At 41.4% G+C, this 17,296-nt stretch carries 14 protein-coding genes; 5 read left to right on the forward strand and 9 right to left on the reverse strand.

The window, feature by feature from the left end:
• Positions 1 to 392: 392 nt before the first annotated feature.
• Positions 393 to 3,113, forward strand: coding sequence for a PQQ-dependent sugar dehydrogenase (locus G563_RS0106630; protein ID WP_028664625.1), 2,721 nt, complete (start codon positions 393 to 395; stop codon positions 3,111 to 3,113).
• Positions 3,114 to 3,283: 170 nt separating this feature from the next.
• Positions 3,284 to 4,759, forward strand: a complete 1,476-nt coding sequence (locus tag G563_RS0106635; protein WP_028664626.1) for a TlpA family protein disulfide reductase — start codon at positions 3,284 to 3,286, stop codon at positions 4,757 to 4,759.
• Positions 4,760 to 5,014: 255 nt separating this feature from the next.
• Here the strand turns inward: G563_RS0106635 and G563_RS0106645 are convergent, their stop codons facing one another.
• On the reverse strand, positions 5,015 to 5,347 hold the full coding sequence (locus G563_RS0106645) for a helix-turn-helix domain-containing protein (protein ID WP_028664627.1): 333 nt from the start codon (positions 5,345 to 5,347) through the stop codon (positions 5,015 to 5,017).
• A 574-nt stretch (positions 5,348 to 5,921) separates the two neighbouring features.
• On the opposite strand from G563_RS0106645, the gene G563_RS0106650 reads away from it, so the two are divergent.
• Positions 5,922 to 6,686: a hypothetical protein gene (locus G563_RS0106650; RefSeq protein WP_028664628.1), complete on the forward strand. Its 765-nt coding sequence runs from the start codon at positions 5,922 to 5,924 to the stop codon at positions 6,684 to 6,686.
• 285 nt (positions 6,687 to 6,971) lie between these two features.
• Here G563_RS0106650 and G563_RS0106655 read toward each other — a convergent pair whose 3' ends face one another.
• From G563_RS0106655 to thrC, 8 genes are all read right to left on the reverse strand, one after another.
• Positions 6,972 to 7,718 (reverse strand): M23 family metallopeptidase, encoded by a 747-nt coding sequence (locus tag G563_RS0106655; protein ID WP_028664629.1) that lies wholly within the window; start codon positions 7,716 to 7,718, stop codon positions 6,972 to 6,974.
• A gap of 102 nt (positions 7,719 to 7,820) precedes the next feature.
• The gene (locus G563_RS0106660) at positions 7,821 to 8,729 is read right to left on the reverse strand and encodes an SMP-30/gluconolactonase/LRE family protein (RefSeq protein WP_028664630.1); all 909 of its coding nucleotides are present in this window, start codon (positions 8,727 to 8,729) and stop codon (positions 7,821 to 7,823) included.
• A gap of 191 nt (positions 8,730 to 8,920) precedes the next feature.
• On the reverse strand, positions 8,921 to 10,039 hold the full coding sequence (locus G563_RS0106665) for a TlpA disulfide reductase family protein (protein ID WP_028664631.1): 1,119 nt from the start codon (positions 10,037 to 10,039) through the stop codon (positions 8,921 to 8,923).
• Between the two features lie 131 nt (positions 10,040 to 10,170).
• A complete protein-coding gene (locus G563_RS0106670) occupies positions 10,171 to 11,181 on the reverse strand; it encodes a toast rack family protein (protein ID WP_157585122.1) in 1,011 nt (336 codons plus the stop codon).
• Between the two features lie 11 nt (positions 11,182 to 11,192).
• Positions 11,193 to 11,363, reverse strand: a complete 171-nt coding sequence (locus tag G563_RS38410) for a LiaI-LiaF-like domain-containing protein (RefSeq protein WP_169579724.1) — start codon at positions 11,361 to 11,363, stop codon at positions 11,193 to 11,195.
• Positions 11,364 to 11,395: 32 nt separating this feature from the next.
• The gene (locus tag G563_RS37465) at positions 11,396 to 11,935 is read right to left on the reverse strand and encodes a PspC domain-containing protein (protein ID WP_063828387.1); all 540 of its coding nucleotides are present in this window, start codon (positions 11,933 to 11,935) and stop codon (positions 11,396 to 11,398) included.
• Positions 11,936 to 12,169: 234 nt separating this feature from the next.
• Positions 12,170 to 12,631, reverse strand: coding sequence for a GNAT family N-acetyltransferase (locus G563_RS0106685; RefSeq protein WP_028664633.1), 462 nt, complete (start codon positions 12,629 to 12,631; stop codon positions 12,170 to 12,172).
• Position 12,632: 1 nt separating this feature from the next.
• Positions 12,633 to 13,934 (reverse strand): threonine synthase, encoded by a 1,302-nt coding sequence (thrC, locus tag G563_RS0106690; protein WP_028664634.1) that lies wholly within the window; start codon positions 13,932 to 13,934, stop codon positions 12,633 to 12,635.
• Between the two features lie 317 nt (positions 13,935 to 14,251).
• On the opposite strand from thrC, the gene guaA reads away from it, so the two are divergent.
• The gene (gene guaA, locus G563_RS0106695) at positions 14,252 to 15,778 is read left to right on the forward strand and encodes a glutamine-hydrolyzing GMP synthase (RefSeq protein WP_028664635.1); all 1,527 of its coding nucleotides are present in this window, start codon (positions 14,252 to 14,254) and stop codon (positions 15,776 to 15,778) included.
• Positions 15,779 to 15,853: 75 nt separating this feature from the next.
• Entirely contained in the window at positions 15,854 to 17,290 is a 1,437-nt protein-coding gene (locus G563_RS0106700; RefSeq protein ID WP_028664636.1) for a hypothetical protein, read from the forward strand.
• The last annotated feature ends 6 nt before the right edge of the window (positions 17,291 to 17,296 follow it).

A 17,296-nucleotide genomic window follows, 5' to 3' on the forward strand; every position in this document is an offset into this window, starting at 1 on the left:
GCGAGTATGTGAGAGAGTGTGTGCCACTTTTGTATTAGATTTTTGAAAAAAACGTGACAAATATCGGTTAAATTGTGATTCATTCACAAGAAATAAACAAAATATTTTTTCAATTCGTTCTACCTTCTTACTATCTACTGTGAATCAATACCTTATACTTTATTTTATGATTCACCACTAGCGTAGAATTAAAGTTAAAATTAAACCTAAAAACTTGCTCAAAACACAACTTGACTACTATAACAACAATCCTGCATTTTTGTTCTTATTTCAATAGTACAATTGGATGTTTTTTACGTTATATGTTCTGCTACTTTTGTATTTTCACATTAGTTTCGCAAACAATTTGCCTTTATAATAATTACCACAGAATAAAACTAATTCATAACCTCATGAAAAAAACCTTTTGGAAGCATTCAATAAGCTTAGGAGGTGGCTGTCTAGTGATGGGCCTACTTTTAAGTACTCAAGTGTCTGCCCAATCCAACACCGCTCCTGAAGAAAACCGTTTTACTAAAAATCTTTTGTTAGAAAAACTCGACGAGCCTACCGAGCTAGTAGTGCTAGAGGATCATCGAGTGCTGTTTACCGAAAGAAAGGGCAAAGTAAAACTCTTTAATCCCAAAAAGCCCAATACTTACAAGGTTGTTGCCAACCTGCCCGTATACATCAAACAAGAGTATGGTTTGATGGGTATTAATGTTGACCCTGACTTCAAAAACAATAAATGGGTGTATCTGTATTATTCGCCTGTATCAAGCGAAGCCGATACTTCCCAACGGCTCGTACGAATGAAATACGACACTGAGCGTGATACCCTCCTGCCCAGTACGGAACAAGTACTATTAAGAGTACCCGTAAAACGTACAGACTGCTGCCATACAGGAGGCTCTATTGCTTGGGACAAGCAGGGCAATCTTTATCTCTCTACAGGCGATGATATCAATCCTTTCGGCAACGACGGCTATGGTGCACTCGACGGGCGTCCAGGAAGAGCTAACTGGGACGGGCGCTCTACTTCGTCTAATACCAACGATTTGCGGGGCAAAATCCTTCGCATCAAACCTCGCCCAGAAGGAGGTTATGACATTCCTGCGGGCAATTTGTTTGCTCCAGGCACCGAAAAAGCACGTCCCGAAATCTATGTTATGGGAAATCGCAACCCTTATCGTATCTCTGTAGACCAACGTACAGGCTTTTTGTATTGGGGCGAAGTAGGACCCGATGCCGGAAATGATAGCCCCACACGTGGCCCACGTGGATACGACGAAGTCAATCAAGCCCGCAAGGCAGGTTATTTTGGGTATCCTTTGTTTGTAGCCGACAATCAAGCCTACAATCGCTATGATATGGGAACGAAAGTGTCAGGGGAGCGATTTGACCCACTAAAGCCCATCAATGACTCTCCTCACAACACTGGTTTAGTAGAATTACCCCCTGCTCAAAAAGCTTTCATTTATTATCCATATGCCGACTCGCCTGAGTTTGGGCCTATCGTAGGCAAAGGTGGCCGCAATGCGATGGCGGGGCCTGTGTATTATTATGATGATTATCCAGAAAACGACGTCAAATTCCCCCGTCATTATGACGGTAAGTTTTTTGCTTATGAATGGATTCGGGACTGGATTCATCCTGTTACGATGACCAAAGACGGTGATTTTGTAAGCATGGAAACGTTCATGCCAAACACCAAATTTAGTCACCCTATTGATATGCAATTTGCGGTAGACGGCTCTTTGTATGTACTAGAATATGGTAATACATGGTTTGCCCAAAATGACGACTCTCGCTTGTCTCGCATTACTTACAATGCAGGCAATCGTAAGCCGGTCGCGGTAGCCTCTATCAACAAAAAAGCAGGCGCAGCTCCTATGAAAGCGGTATTTTCATCTAAAGGCACAATCGATTATGACGGTGATGCCCTTAAATATGAATGGAGCTTTGGAAAAGGACTTCCAAAAAGTACTCTTCCTAGTCCTACTTATACTTATACCAAGCCGGGGATTTATACTGCTACTCTCAAAGTAACTGACGCCAAAGGCAATGCTTCTTCGAGCCAAGTAGAAGTAAAAGTAGGTAACGAACCGCCGCAAGTTGAGCTTGCCGTGGCGGGTAACAAATCTTTTTATTGGGAAAATAAACCTGTCAACTATGAAGTAAAAGTAGTGGATAAAGAAGACGGAAGCCTAGCCAATAAAAAAATCAATGCCGAAGACGTAACTGTTACGATTGATTATTTGGAAGGTTTTGATAAAACGATTTTGGCGCAAGGCCACCAAGCCAACTTAGGCGTTGCTACCGGAAAACGTCTTATGGAATTATCTGACTGTATGGCTTGTCACTCTATCGACAAAAAATCAATCGGCCCCTCTTACCGCGATGTAGCTAAGAAATACAAAGGTGAGCGTGATATTGTGAGCACCTTGGCCGACAAAATCATCAATGGTGGTGGAGGTGTATGGGGAGAGCAAGCAATGAGCGCTCACCCCCAAATCAAAAAAGATGATGCTAAAGAGATTGTGAAGTATATCATGTCGTTGGGGAATGAAAAAGCTCCCGACAAAAAACCTACCAAAGGTGAATACGTAACCGCTTCTAAACCTAAAGAAGGTTCTTATATATTCCGCGCTAGCTACACCGATAAAGGCAACGCAGTAGTAGGCCCACAAACTTCAACAAGTACGGTAGCACTACGCCCTGCCAAAGTGAAAGCGGTATGGAATGACGAAGTGAAAGACGCTACTAATGTCGAACTGCCCACAAAATCAGAAGTATTGGCTCCTGTCAAAAATGGCAGCTATGCCCTTTACAAAAATGTAGACCTTACTGACATTCAAAATCTGTCTTTTATGGTATATGCCGCTCCCGACCGCACTGTAGGAGGTAAAATCGAAGTTAGACTCGACAATCCCACAGGAGCCTTGATTGGTCAAGTAGAAGTCCCTAACGATAAAGTCGGCGTAGTGAGTACTTCGATTCGTAAACCTGATGATAAACTTCATAACCTTTATCTTGTTTTTACGACTTCACAAGCTGTCCCCGAAAACAAAGGATTGTTTGGACTAGAATGGATACAGTTCAATATCAACGGATTAGCCAATACTGGCAAATAAAAAACAAATCTATCCAACAAAAAAGCCGTTCTTGGAACGGCTTTTTTGTTGGATAAAACGTATATTATTTAAAGTCCCAATCTGCTCTTGTATACAACTACCGATAACTAAAATCATTTGTCAAAAGGCAAGCTTTTGAGTAGATTTTCGTTTTAGCAAAAAACTTTTTTATGAAAACGTATATACTTTTTTTTCTGGCGCTATCCAGTTTAGTAGCAGAGGCTCAAAAAGCCCATATTACTCTGAAACTTCCTCAAAAACGCGACTTTACTGTTTCGCTTACTACTGAGCAAGTCCGCTATCACGAAGCTCCTTCGATTGGACTTACCGATATGGAATTCTTAAACATTGGATATTTTGACGATAGCACCAAGCAATGGGCTATGACAGAGTTTGAGCTTAAAGAGCCACAAGTGGTTAGATTAGACCTTATTAGCAAAAAAATTGTAACCGGTCAAAATCCTTCTTCAAATGGAAGTCGCCTCCTTTTTATTAGTCCCAATGATAGTTTGACAATCACCGTAGCTCCCGACAAAAGCCTCACTTTTAGCGGCTCCCATGCCTCTTACCAAGAGCTTCTAAGAGACTGTTTTAAAGGCAAAATGTACGAATACTTGCCTGTTTTTGGTTACAACCCAACCAAGATAGACAATAGTAACATCTTGCCCAAAGTAGATAGTCTCCAGATGGTGCGTCAACAAAGGCTCCAATCTCTCAACAACCCAAGCCCAGAGTTTGAGAGTTATATCAAAGCCATGACCCTCACCGAAGCGTATCTGCTCAGATTGATTGTTTCGGACAAAAAAATCCGCGAAAGCCAAGGGGTACAGCTCAAACCAGATGAGCGCAAAACCATACAAGATTTTACCTTACAAAACTTTAAGATATTGTCGGATGCTGCGCTCATGAGCGAGAGCTATCGCAACGAACTCAAGAATTTTATCCAAATTCCAGTCATTCAGAAATATCCTACAGATTCGGCCAAAGCCTATGTACTTACTCCCGAGGCGGTCAGATTAGCCTATCAAAATAGCGAGGAGAAATTGGGCGCTTATCCCAAACAACGTCAATATTTGTTGACCCATTGGCTCGATTATGCTACTACTTTTAGAAGCGATATGAGTGCTGCCCGCGACTTGCTCGGACGCTATCAAAGCACTTATCCTAACTCTGAGCTTATTCCTTATTTTAAGCGTACTATCGAAACCAAAGAACGTATGGCCGTAGGGCAGGCAGCTCCCAATTTTACCCTAAAAGACCGTGAAGGCAATACACTCTCTTTAAGTAGCTTTCAAGGTAAGCCGGTTTGTATCGCATTTTGTTTTAATCTAAAGCAACACGAATTTATCTTTAAGCCACTGGAAACATTTTACAACGACCGCATCACTTTCGTTTATCTGAATGTCACTCCCAGTACTTCTTTTGAATTGTGGCAGTCTACCACCGAAAAACGCCCCGGTGTAGTACATCTGTGGGCTTCTGAAGAAGATGCCCAAAAACTCAAAGATACCTACGCCACTAGCATGCGTTATCCGTTTGTGTTGGTTGATGCCCAAGGAAAAATCGTAGAACGCTGGATTCCGCAAGAATTTCCTGACAACCCGGTGTTACAAAAAGAAATCAAAGCACTCTTAGGACGTAAATAGACCGTTATCCCTTTTTTGACGGGTATTGTCAAAACACAAAATAGAAAGAGCCCTCGAAAATTTTCGAGGGCTCTTTCTATTTTGTGAATATTTTGGAAAAACTCAGTATCAATAAATCAACTTTTGGCTTCGGGAATTACTATTGTCGAGCTTCAAAAACGAGGGAGGTACAATGTTAATTTTGAGAGATTTACCAAAGACGAAAAAGAAATTGTCTCAAAAAGCTAATCGAAATTAAGTAAAGACACAGCAGTGCTATTCACCCCGCAGGCGCTCATTTTCTTTCAGCAGTTTATCGTTCATCTTTTCCAACATTCGGCATCGTTCGGCATATTCTTCAAGCATGAGCTGCATTTTTTCTGTATCTGTATCTGATACCAAATAAGATAGTTTGAGGCCGAGGATTTTGGCCAACGCCTGAAGTTGTGGAATGGAAGGCCAGGATTTACCTTTCTCCCAGTTGTTGATAGTAGGCTGGCTAACTTTTATTTTCGCGCTTGTCTGCAGTTCCAACGCCACCCACTCCTGTGTTTTTCCCAGTTCGTACCGCCGTTTACGCAATTTTACCCCAAGAGTATTGTCATTCATACACTACAATTTATACTGAGTTTGTTTATGGCTATTTGAATCAAAAAACAACTTCAGCATCGGCGTTCTGACGGTAGATAGGCAGAAGCTTTTATTTGATTTCACTTGTAGGGTATCGTGTTGTATATGAGAATAACGCAAAAAAACAAAATAGTTGTATTGTTTTAAAAAATTTATCAAATGGACAAAGTAGTAATTGTGTAAGGAGTATTTGAATTACTTTATCAGGATTTTCGATAATTTTATCAAAAATCCTGATAAGACTCTATAAGAAGATTGGTTAGATTTGTGCTACCTAAACAGCAGATAAAACCCCCTTTTTACCATTTTTTAAAACACAACCTCAAATATTTATGAAAAAGTTAATTATTTTTTTGTTAGCGTTTTGCTGACATATAACAGTATAGGAGCGCAATTTATACCTATTAGGTCATGTTGCTGTAGAGTTACAGCTGAGTCAGTAATGTCTGGATGTTTTTTTATCATTGTTGGTTGCAAACCAGTACTTTAAATTGTTGCCCCTCTTGTTCTACTCTTCCTATTTAGTTTTAATTATTATAAATGATTTAAAATTATGAAGACTTCAATTTACTTTCTTTTTATCCTGACTATCATGAGTGCCTGTCATCCTAATGGAATCGAGGTCACTTCGGCCAATAGCCCTAAAAATCAATCAAGTGCGCAATATTTAAAACTTGCGTTTGAGCAAGGTGATTTGAACTCCTTGATGAAGATTAATCTTCACGGAAAAACCTTAGAACAAGCGGATTATATATCCCTTGGAACAAAAATGTACAACAGCGGAGCATTAGTAGTCCCTGTTATAAAAGGTGATAAACGTGCTGAAAACGCTATTGGACCACTATGGAGAGATAAAGATGCAAAAATAAGGTCTTTTTTAAATGAAAATAAAGAGGATCCCAATTACTCATATTTACGCCAATTTTGTGCACTTGACGTAATAAGGAAAACCGAGCTACTAACTGATAATAGTGATGATGCATTGAGTACACTAGGTTATTACATAGATATCCTTGCTCAAGAGCAAAATATAAGCCCTGCATTTTTCTATCAAGGCCTCAAAAAATTAAAAAATTATTGGCCAAAACAACAGCTTAAATCTACAGTAGAATTGGCTATAAAAGCCAGCGAAGAGGCAATGCGTCAAAATCAGGAAGGGATACAAAACTTTGAGAAAGGTGTAAAAAAAGGCCACCCAGAGCTTCTTAAAAGCGCTTTTTATGCTGACCAAATAGACGCTTCAAAAGAAATTGACAGGCAATATCTGTTTTATATAAAACAAATGAAGGCAATGATATTGAGCAATGTAGTATATTGATTTTTGTAAAAAACGGGTTTTTGAGAAATTACTTAACGGGGATTTGTAGACTGAACGCCACTGACGAAGTTTATTTTTGATCTAATTACATTGTTAATTAAAAAGTTTTGTTTTTTACCCGCAGAAGTGCGCTGAATAATATAAGCGCAGATTTTCGCAGAAAAAAAGGGGCATATAGCCAATCATCTGCGTTTCTCTGCGACTTCGATCTGCGCCAATCGGCGGGTAAAATTTAAAGAAACTTAGCCTAACAATGTACTTAGAAATATTTCAGAACTTTTATTTTTATCTTAAGATTGTTGCAGCCGCTAGCCAGTCGTAGGTATTGATAGGCACTGGTACCGCCTCGGGGGTCAATTGAAGATACATCAAATGTAAATGTGTACCCGAACGAGCTTTGGCAGCATTGAAACCCGTCCGTCCTACTTCAGCTATTTTCTGACCAGCTACTACTTGGTCGCCCGTTTGTACCATCACTCGGCTATGGTGAGCATAGTAAAACAAACCATCCAAGCAAGGGTCATAAATCCACACAAAATTGCCTCCTCGATAGCTGCTTTCGGGGGTCCAGTTGGTTTCGGTGGCTACCACTACCCCAGGGCGCATTGCCAATACATCCACTGGCTTGTCAGTTTGGTCATCGATACAATCTTGATTTCTATCGTAGATAAAAATATCATGAGCTGGATGGCTTCCCTGCACCGAATGATCAAAAAGATTAAAGCCAAAAGGGCGAAATCCAGAACCATTGCCGCCTATCTGCTCGGCGTCGTAATCTCTCAATGGAAACACAAAACCGATAGAATCTCCTTGGCAAATTTGCTGTCGGTAAGGCTCTGATACTTCCCGCAGCTCCTTCAATATGGCCTGAAAACGCATCTGTGCTGAGTCGGGGGAGAGCGTTTGCTCCCGAATCTGAATATTAAGGTTTTGAAATGCCTGCCCTAAAGTCACTAGTTGCTCCCGAGGGGCATCTGAGCGAGCAGCAAGCAGCCCTAAAATCAAAATAATAATGATGTTGAATTTTTGCATTTAGTACGAGCTTACACCTTTTTAATAAATTGGCCACAAAACCCTAAAGCGATATAATTCATATCGTTTTTACACAATTAAAGCACAAATTTATTGCAAAATCTATTTTTTGCCAAACCCTTGCATCATAGCCCATTCACGTCCTGCAAAATCAGCCGTAAATGATTCTAAGCACCCACGATCTTGGAGCGTAATGTAGCAGGTCCGGCCTTTTTTTCCACCAAAGCAGATATTAGAGACATTTTTTCCTTTGGTAGTGATGGTCTTGAGGAGTTTTCCTTCGGGAGATATGACGGCCACTTCCCCTTTACCCCAGCGTGTAATATACAAGTTTCCTTTCACATCGCAACGCATCCCGTCCATACCTCCATCTGAAAATTGATGATGTAGCCGTTTATTAGAAAGTGTGCCATCGGGAGCTATATCAAAAGCCCAAACATTACGCTGCACGCTTTCGTTGACATAAAGAATTTTTTCATCAGGACTTACTTCGATACCATTGGTGGTTCCCATATCTGCGGCTACAAGCTTGGCTTTTCCTTCGGGCGATACATACCACACTTGCCCTTTTCCTTCTTTCCAGTTAGGATCAGAACAAAAAATTTGCCCTGACTTCATAATCGCCAAATCATTGGGCTGATTCATCTGAGGCTCGTTGCAATGAGTCGTAACTTGCTTATTGGTTAAGTTTACTTTCAGTACATTATGTCCCGTAAAATCAGCCACATAAAATACATCTTTGCTTCCGAATCTTATTCCATTTCCTGTGCTTCCTTTGGGAAGGGTCAGAAAAATGTTGGCTTTGTTACGTTTAGGAATTTCCGCAATTGTACCATCCATGATATAATTAACGGCATAAACAGTTCCATCAGCCGCCACGGAGGGGCCTTCGCAATTTTTAGTAAACTCATGTTCGCGGGTATAATCTGAGGTTTGGGCAGAAACCACAAAAGGAGCAAGCACAATTGCCATATACGAACAATGACGAAGAAATGGAGAAGATGTTATCATAACCAATGAATCAAGCTGTTTGGGTACTTTTTTGATAAATGAATGAAGGTAAACTGCCTTTTGTACATTTGACCATTATCTGGAAATGCACGTAAAGATTGACAATTGAGCCAAAATAAAAAAACTTTCCAAGTCACGAAAACTTGAAAAGTTCTTTTAAAATTCAAGTACCTGTCTTTTCTGACCTAGTTCTAGTTGCTAGTTTTCAATACTTCTTCTAGTTTTCTTTCAAGAGCTTCGCCGCGCAAGTTTTTAGCAATTACCTTACCGTCTTTATCCAACAAGAAAGTCGCAGGTATACCATTTACACCATAGGTTTGGGCAGCCGCTGATTGCCAATATTTCAAGTCTGATACGTGGTTTGGCCACACAAGTCCGTCTTTTTCAATGGCTTTTACCCATGCCATTTTATCACGGTCGAGCGATACGCTAAAAATCTCAAAACCTTTGTCTTTAAACTTATTATAAACCCGTACTACGTTGGGATTTTCTTGGCGGCAAGGCCCACACCAAGACGCCCAAAAGTCAATGAGCACTATTTTGCCGCGCAATGAAGAAAGGCTCACAGGCTTATCTTCGGTGCTATTGAGCGTAATCTCTGGCGCAGGGTCTCCAATCTGGATTCCACGCATACGCTTGGCATTACCGACAAAAATCTGCGCTTGCTTCATGGTAGGGCGCTCTACCTCAAATTTTTTGGCGAGGGCATCAATGGTCGCAAACTCTGTTTCGGGATTTAAGAAATTTGTGGCAAACAAAGCCGCTAACGAAGTCCCCATTTCGGGAATCATATTTTTAATTTTGGCCGTAAAAGCTTGACTTGAAGCTTCAAAATCTTCTTGAATTTTGGCAATTTTTTTAGTATCTTTCTTTTGCTCTGCTTGGGCGTACTCCTCTTGCCATTTGAGTGATTTCTCATTCATTTCTTTGTAAAGCGCAAGCAACTGCTGGTAATAATCGTTGTTTTTAGAACCCGTGACAAGCGCTTTACCTTTTTCAGTCCCCTCGGCGTTTATTTCGATGGTTTCGCCTCCTTCTATCAACACAATCACCCGCTGCGCCGAAGCCAAGTTTACTTGATAAACCGTTCCTTCATCTAGCTCTTTACGCTTAAAAGTAAATCTTTTGTCAGAGCCTACGATGGTGGAGTCTAGCCGTAAGAGAGGCTGAGTACCCGCCACTTCCAAATAAACCTTGTCTTTGGGTTGTAGATTTTTGGCAGTTCCCGAAATCGTAAAGTCTTGTACTTTATTTTGTGCAACAAGCACAAGACTAGACAAGAATGCAGCAGCCGTAAGTATTTTTTTCATGAAATGAGTCGAAAGTGTTTGCTTTTGTAAACGAAGGAATACTAGATTTTCTTATATGCAAAGTTACAAAAACAAAAATGCTGCCAGTTATGAAACCAACAGCATTTTTTAATCCAACTAATCTTAAACTACTAATATCTATTAATTTCAAGTTGAGACAATCCCCCTTTGTAAGAGACACTTATCTTTTTGGTAGCGGTGTCATAATTGGAGGTGCGGTACAATCCTCCGCTTATTTTTTCAAAATTGTCTAGGTCTTTGGAGTTCAGAGCGCCTTCAATTTTCAATTCACAGCCCACCGATTCCGGGATTTCGATTTCGATAGAGGCTACCCCTGCTTCTACTTCTACCGTGGCTTCATTTTCTACACTGTCACCTAGTTTGAGATTTACCTCCGCAGCCCCCGCACCAATCTTCACTTTTTTGACTTTATAAGTTGAAAAATCAAAATCTGCTTTGCCGGCTCCTAAACCCAAATCAAATGACCAAATAGGGGTATTGTTTAGGCTCATTTTGACTTGGTTGTCCATGTTGTCAAAATCCCGAATACGGATATTTTTGTCTTTACCATTACCTTCCATTTCGAAGTTTACTACGCTTGCTTTCTCTGTCTCATTTCGTTTGGTAGTCATTACATAATTACCCAATTGGGTATCGGCATCAGCCTCAATCAATTGAGAAGTAGTACCTTCGATTTTAAACTCTCCTGCTCCTGCCCCGAATTTGAGCGTTGCGTCGGAGATACCTTCCGCAAATGGTTCCGAAAAGTGCGTTTCTCCATCTTTTGAATAAACCTTAGAACGTTCTTTGTATTCGTCGTTGCGATAATTGTCATCGTCATCATCATCGTCGTCATCATCAAGATGAAACTCTATTCCGTTGTCACTCCAGCGATCCAGTTTTTTGTTGGCGGCATTGATGATAGCCGACGGAATCGCAATGGCGATTAAGACAGCCGTGGCTATACCCGACCAACTTTGTCTAAAAAGGAGGCTCACGCCCGCCAAAATCAACAATACTGGCCAAAAACGAAGGGTAAGGCCCCAGTCTATATAAAACCATCCTAGTGTTTTGGCCATCATTACGAGTCCCAAGCCTAGTAGTATCGCGCCCCAAAAAAGGGTATTAGAAGATTGTTTCATGGCTCCGAGAGTTAGGATATTTTCTTAAGTTTATCTTTAAAAATCAGCAGTGCGCCGCCTACAATAAATAATATTGGCCAAAAAAAGCGTTCAAAATCAAACCAGTCGAAAAGCTCACGCATAAGCAAAAGACCGCCAATGAGTACGAGGATAGCTCCCCAAAAAGTGCTCTGATAATTCATGGTTGTAATGGTTATAGGTAAATAGTTCTTTGTTAAACTTTAGGCTCGTCAGATTCGGAAGTACTTTGTGAAGACTCCGAAGACTTAGGAGGCTGCCAATCATTGATAGGAGCCGAGTCAGTCCATGAAGGGGTAGCTCGGTCTGAGTTATTGCTAGGCGACTGTGTTTTGTTATTGGCACGAAGAATCAAAAACAAACCTATTCCAATGAGCAGCGCAGCCGGCAAGAATTTTTGGAGATTCATCCAGTAAAACAACCGATCAAACAACATGAACCCACCAATGAGGAGTAAAACATAACCTACAATCTCAGCCCCCTTATTGTAATCCCTTTTTGACTGATTAGGCTCTGTGTAGTCCCAGGTTGCGGTCGTAGTAGGCTCACCTTTAGGCAAGGCTGCCCACAAAATGATGTATATCAAAATAACTGGAAAACCTTTTGCAAAAATCATTAGTACCACAAAAATAACCCGCATCAGGGCTTTGTCCATACCAAAATAATCGGCAAGGCCGGCGGCTACACCACCCAAAACAGCCTCACTCTCAATACGACGCAATGGTTTGTTGTTCATGACTTTATAATTTAAAAACGTGATTTGTTGGTTGAATCAAAATTGAAATTGCTTCATTGTTGATTCAAAGGTACTATGCAATGCAAGGTAATAAAATATTTTTTACTACCAACGGTACAAAGGCAAAATAAATGGAGATTTTTGGGGATGACAGGTAAAACCAAGAAGTACCTTTTTGCTTCTTAAAAGCACAAAGAGCAAAAGCACAATGCCTTTGCTCTTTCAGTAAATATCTTACAACTTTTTCTCAAAATACATCACGTCGGGTTCGGGATTGTAGTTGTAAGGCGGGATTTCTTCAAAACCATATCGCCGATACAATCTGACAGCCGCCTCCAATCGGCGCAAGCTATCGAGCCGCATATAGGTGTAGCCTAGACGCTGAGCCGTTTCCAAAGCCTCTATCATCATTTTGTCGGCCCAGCCTTGCCCCCGGTAAGCGGGAACGATAAACATTCTCTTTAACTCACACACTTGAGGCGATAATCGACGCAAGGCAGCGCACCCGACCCACTCAGGTTCTTTACCTAAGAGCCAAAGTTCGCCTTGGGGAGGGCCATACATGATAGGTAAAATTTGTAGCTCTTCATCAAATTTTTGGAATTGCAGGTCAATCCCCAATCCTTGGGCATATTCTTTAAAAAGACCTATTGCCGCCAAATAATGCTGCGACGTCCGAGCTACTACAAGTTGCATTTTAGGAAAGTAAATAAGCTTTAAAATCCTCAAAGTCAGTACTCATCGGAATAGCTTCTTTTGTTTTGCTTAAGAGCTCCGACAACCTCAAAGGTATTTCTACGTCTTTTGTCCCCAAAGCACCTTCTACTACATCCAAAAATTTGGCATAATGTGCCGTGGACAAAAATACCCCCGTTACTTCTTGTTTTGTGAAGTTCATGTATTCTTTCAGCCCCAGATAAGCCACCGCTGTATGAGGGCACATCAAGTAGCCCGTGCGGTCACGGACTTCTCGCATGGCGGTCTTGGTTTGCTTATCATCAAACCAAAAACCAGAAATATCTTTTTTAACCCGCTCCCAGTCATCACCAAAAAAACGAGTCATACGGACAAAATTACTTGGATTGCCCACGTCCATGGCGTTGGAGATGGTCTCTACCGAAGGTATAGGATGATAATTTCCTGTTTCTAGATAGTTAGGCACTACATTGTTGCGATTGGTGGTAGCAATAAAATGTGACACTGGTAAGCCCATGCGATACGCCAAAAGCCCCGCACTCAGATTTCCAAAATTGCCGCTTGGTACCGAAAACACGACAGGCAATCCTAAATCTTTGACCTGAGCATAAGCTCTAAAATAATAAAAAGACTGGGGAATCAGCCGTGAGATATTAATGGAATTGGCCGAAGCGAGATTATATTTTTGATTGAGTTCGGCGTCCAAAAAAGCCTTTTTGACCAAAGCCTGACAGTCGTCAAAAGTACCATTTACTTCTAGTGCCGTCACGTTTCCGCCTAGTGTCGTCAGCTGTTTTTCTTGAATATCGCTTACCTTGCCACTGGGGTACAAAATTGTAACATTGATACCCGGCACATTATGAAATCCCTGGGCTACCGCTCCGCCTGTATCACCAGAGGTAGCCACCAAAATCCGAATTTCTTTTTGAGATTTTACCAAAAAGTAAGACATTAAAGATGCCATAAACCGCGCCCCAAAATCTTTGAAAGCCATCGATGGACCATGAAATAGCTCCAAGCAGTGCATATGCGGCTCCACCGATACTACGGGCGCGTCAAAATCAAAGGCCCGCTCCACAATCATTCGTATATCTTCGTCAGAAATATCGTCGCTAAGGAGGGTTTTGGAAACTTCGAAAGCAATTTCATTGAAACTTAATTTGTCAATATTTTCAAGAAATGCTTCCGAAACCGTCGGAATCGCCTCTGGCATATAAAGGCCGTTGTCGGGAGGTAAGCTGCGAAAAACCGCTTCTTCGAGCGTGGCTTTGAGGTCTTGATTTTTGGTGCTGTATAAAATCATCAGTGGGTATTGCGTAAAACGTGCGAACTTAAAAGGTCAAAATTACGCGTCGCATATCCTCTATGCAAGTACTTACCCAATTTTACCTCTTCTAAGCCGACGAATACATTCCCTGAATTGTGTTGTTTATTTGGTAAATACCCGCTTTTAGAGATATAAATACTCATTTTCAAAAAATAATAAAAGGGTTTTGGATGACTACTTACTCCCTTAGTATACGCTCTAGGGAGTTTGTTAAGTATCTTTCAAACGTTTTTGTTAATAGTGATACTGTATTTCATAGGTCTTTTGTAACTTTGCATCTTAGAAATACGTCTATGACCGAACAAATCTTGATTCTTGATTTCGGTTCGCAATATACCCAACTCATCGCTAGACGCGTCCGCGAACTGAACATTTACTGCGAAATTCACCCCTTCAACAAAATCCCCGAAATTACGCCCAATATCAAAGGAGTTATCCTCTCTGGAAGTCCTTGCTCGGTGCGTGACGAAGATTCGCCACGGGTTGACTTAAGCCTTTTTAGAGGAAAATTACCTTTGCTGGGAGTATGCTACGGTGCACAGCTGATGGCACATACCCTCGGCGGACAAGTCAATGCTTCCAAGCACCGCGAATATGGCCGTGCGACGCTTAGTCATGATGTAAGCTCAGCACTGCTCGACGGGGTATCGGCCAACACCCAAGTATGGATGTCGCACGGGGACACAATCACCCAAATACCTGACAATTTTGAGTTGATTGGTTCCACAGATTCTGTAAAAGTAGCAGCCTTCAAGCTCCAAGATGAACAGACCTACGGGATTCAGTTTCACCCCGAAGTGACTCACTCTACCGAAGGTAAGTCTATCATCAAAAACTTTGTGGTAAGTATTTGTGGTTGCTCTCAAAACTGGACTTCTGCTTCTTTTGTAGAAAGCACAATCAATGAATTAAAACAAAAGCTAGGCGATGACAAAGTAGTGATGGCACTCTCTGGCGGAGTCGATTCTACGGTAGCCGCTACCTTGGTTCATCATGCTATTGGCAAAAATCTGTACTGTATTTTTGTTGACAATGGTCTTCTACGCAAAGACGAATACGAGAGTGTATTGCACTCATACCAAGACATGGGGCTCAACATCAAAGGAGTAGATGCCAAAGAGCAGTTTTATGCTGAACTCGCTGGTCTTACCGACCCCGAAGCCAAACGTAAAGCCATCGGTAAAACATTCATTGATGTATTTGACCAAGAAGCGCATCTGATTGAAGACGTAAAATGGCTCGGGCAAGGCACTATCTACCCAGATGTCATCGAATCGGTATCGGTCAAAGGACCGTCGGCTACCATCAAGTCTCACCATAATGTAGGCGGGCTTCCAGATTTTATGAAACTAAAAGTGGTAGAGCCACTCAATACTCTCTTCAAAGACGAAGTACGCGCTGTAGGCAAAACCCTCGGCATTACTGACAATATTTTGAAGCGTCATCCTTTTCCTGGGCCGGGTTTGGCGATTCGGATTTTGGGGGATATCACCGCCGACAAAGTAGCCATTTTACAAGAAGTTGATGCTATTTTTATCAATGGTCTCAAAAACAGAGGTCTTTATGACCAAGTATGGCAAGCAGGCGCGATGTTGCTCCCTATCCAAAGTGTGGGAGTAATGGGCGACGAACGTACCTACGAACGAGTGGTAGCACTCAGGGCCGTAACCTCAGTTGATGGTATGACAGCCGACTGGGCACATCTCCCTTATGAATTTTTGGCGGATGTTTCCAACGAAATCATCAATCGCGTGAAAGGAGTCAATCGGGTGGTGTATGATATTTCATCCAAGCCACCGGCTACTATCGAATGGGAATAAAAACTCCTCACCAAAGACGGCATCATAAGTAGTGAATACCGTGGGTATTCACTACTTTTTTCCATTGCATAAATAATGTTGAGTTTTTTCAGAGTCAATGCTCCTTATCAAATCCTGAGTCTCATCATCGTTTTGATGATTCTTCAGTTTCCTTTTTATATCTCGCCTCCCGAACTACTCGTACCCGAACTTCAATGGATGTTGGTGGGAGAAAAAATGGGGCAGGGTTTTATGTTGTACCGAGAGGTATGGGACAATCTTAGTCCGCTGTCGGCCTTGGTCTATTGGGGGGTGGACGAGCTCTTTGGGCGTTCTCCTACCGCCCACCGTACCATTGCCAACATTATTATTATTATTCAGGCAGTTTATTTCAACTATATATCGGGAGAGAGGCAGCTTTTTACGGAGCGCAATTATGTGCCAGGGATTTTGTACGTGCTTTTTATCAACGTATCTTTTGACTGTAGTACGCTTTCTCCCGTTCTGATGGCTACCACCTTTGTATTATTTGCGTTTGGTACACTTATCCGCCAAATGCAACGCGACGGTGTCACCGATGAAGTATTTGAGCTGGGATTTTATCTAAGTGTGGCGACTTTGTTTTATCTGCCGATGGGGCTTTTTTCACTTTGGGCATTTGCCTCCTTGCTTTTATATACCGGAAGTAATTTTCGCCAGCATACCCTTGCGTTTTTTGGATATGTATTTCCGATTGTGCTCATTATATTGTTTTTCTTTTTCAAAGATTCACTCGACGACCTTAGTCAAAACTTACTTACTTCTGCTTTTCGGACGCATCGTTATTATTTGAGCGATTTTTTGGCCGTATTTAGTACCATGGGAGGGATTATTTTACTGGGGGGGCTTGGGTTCTTACAAACTATCGGGTATCCTCGGTTTATCAATTACCAGAGCCGTTGCCAGCAGATTATGGTGTTGTGGTTTATTGTAGCGGTAATTTCTATCGGTCTAATGCCTTTTGTGGCTCCCATGCAATTCGTAATTTTTATACCTCCATTGGCATTTTTCTCGGTCAACTTCTTTTTGCTCATGAAGCGTTATCTGCTTTCTGAGATTCTTTTCATTGTGGTATTCTTGACCGTCGCTTTTTTTAGATATCAATCGTCTTTATTAGAAAAACCAATTTTGTTGAACCAATCCGTTCGATTAGAGAATCTACGTACCAAGAAAGCCCTTTTACCCTCCGAAATCACCCAACAAAAGATATTGGTGATTGGAGATGATGAGGGCGAATATTTCAACAATTTCCCCGCAACGCCTTATATCAATTGGGAATTAGCTCGCAAAGATTTTGAAAACCTCAATAGCTATGAAAGTGTTATTAGCATTTTTGATAAGTTTGTAGCCGACCCTCCTACTTATATCATTGATAAAGAACAGATGATGCCTGAATTGTTCAGTCGTTTACCCGAAATCGGTAAACAATATCAAAAAACCGCATGGAAAGGTATTTATAAGCGCATCACGCCTTCTTATTCTAAAAGTAAATAACACCCC

Source organism: Runella zeae DSM 19591, assembly GCF_000423565.1.
Classification (GTDB): domain Bacteria; phylum Bacteroidota; class Bacteroidia; order Cytophagales; family Spirosomataceae; genus Runella; species Runella zeae.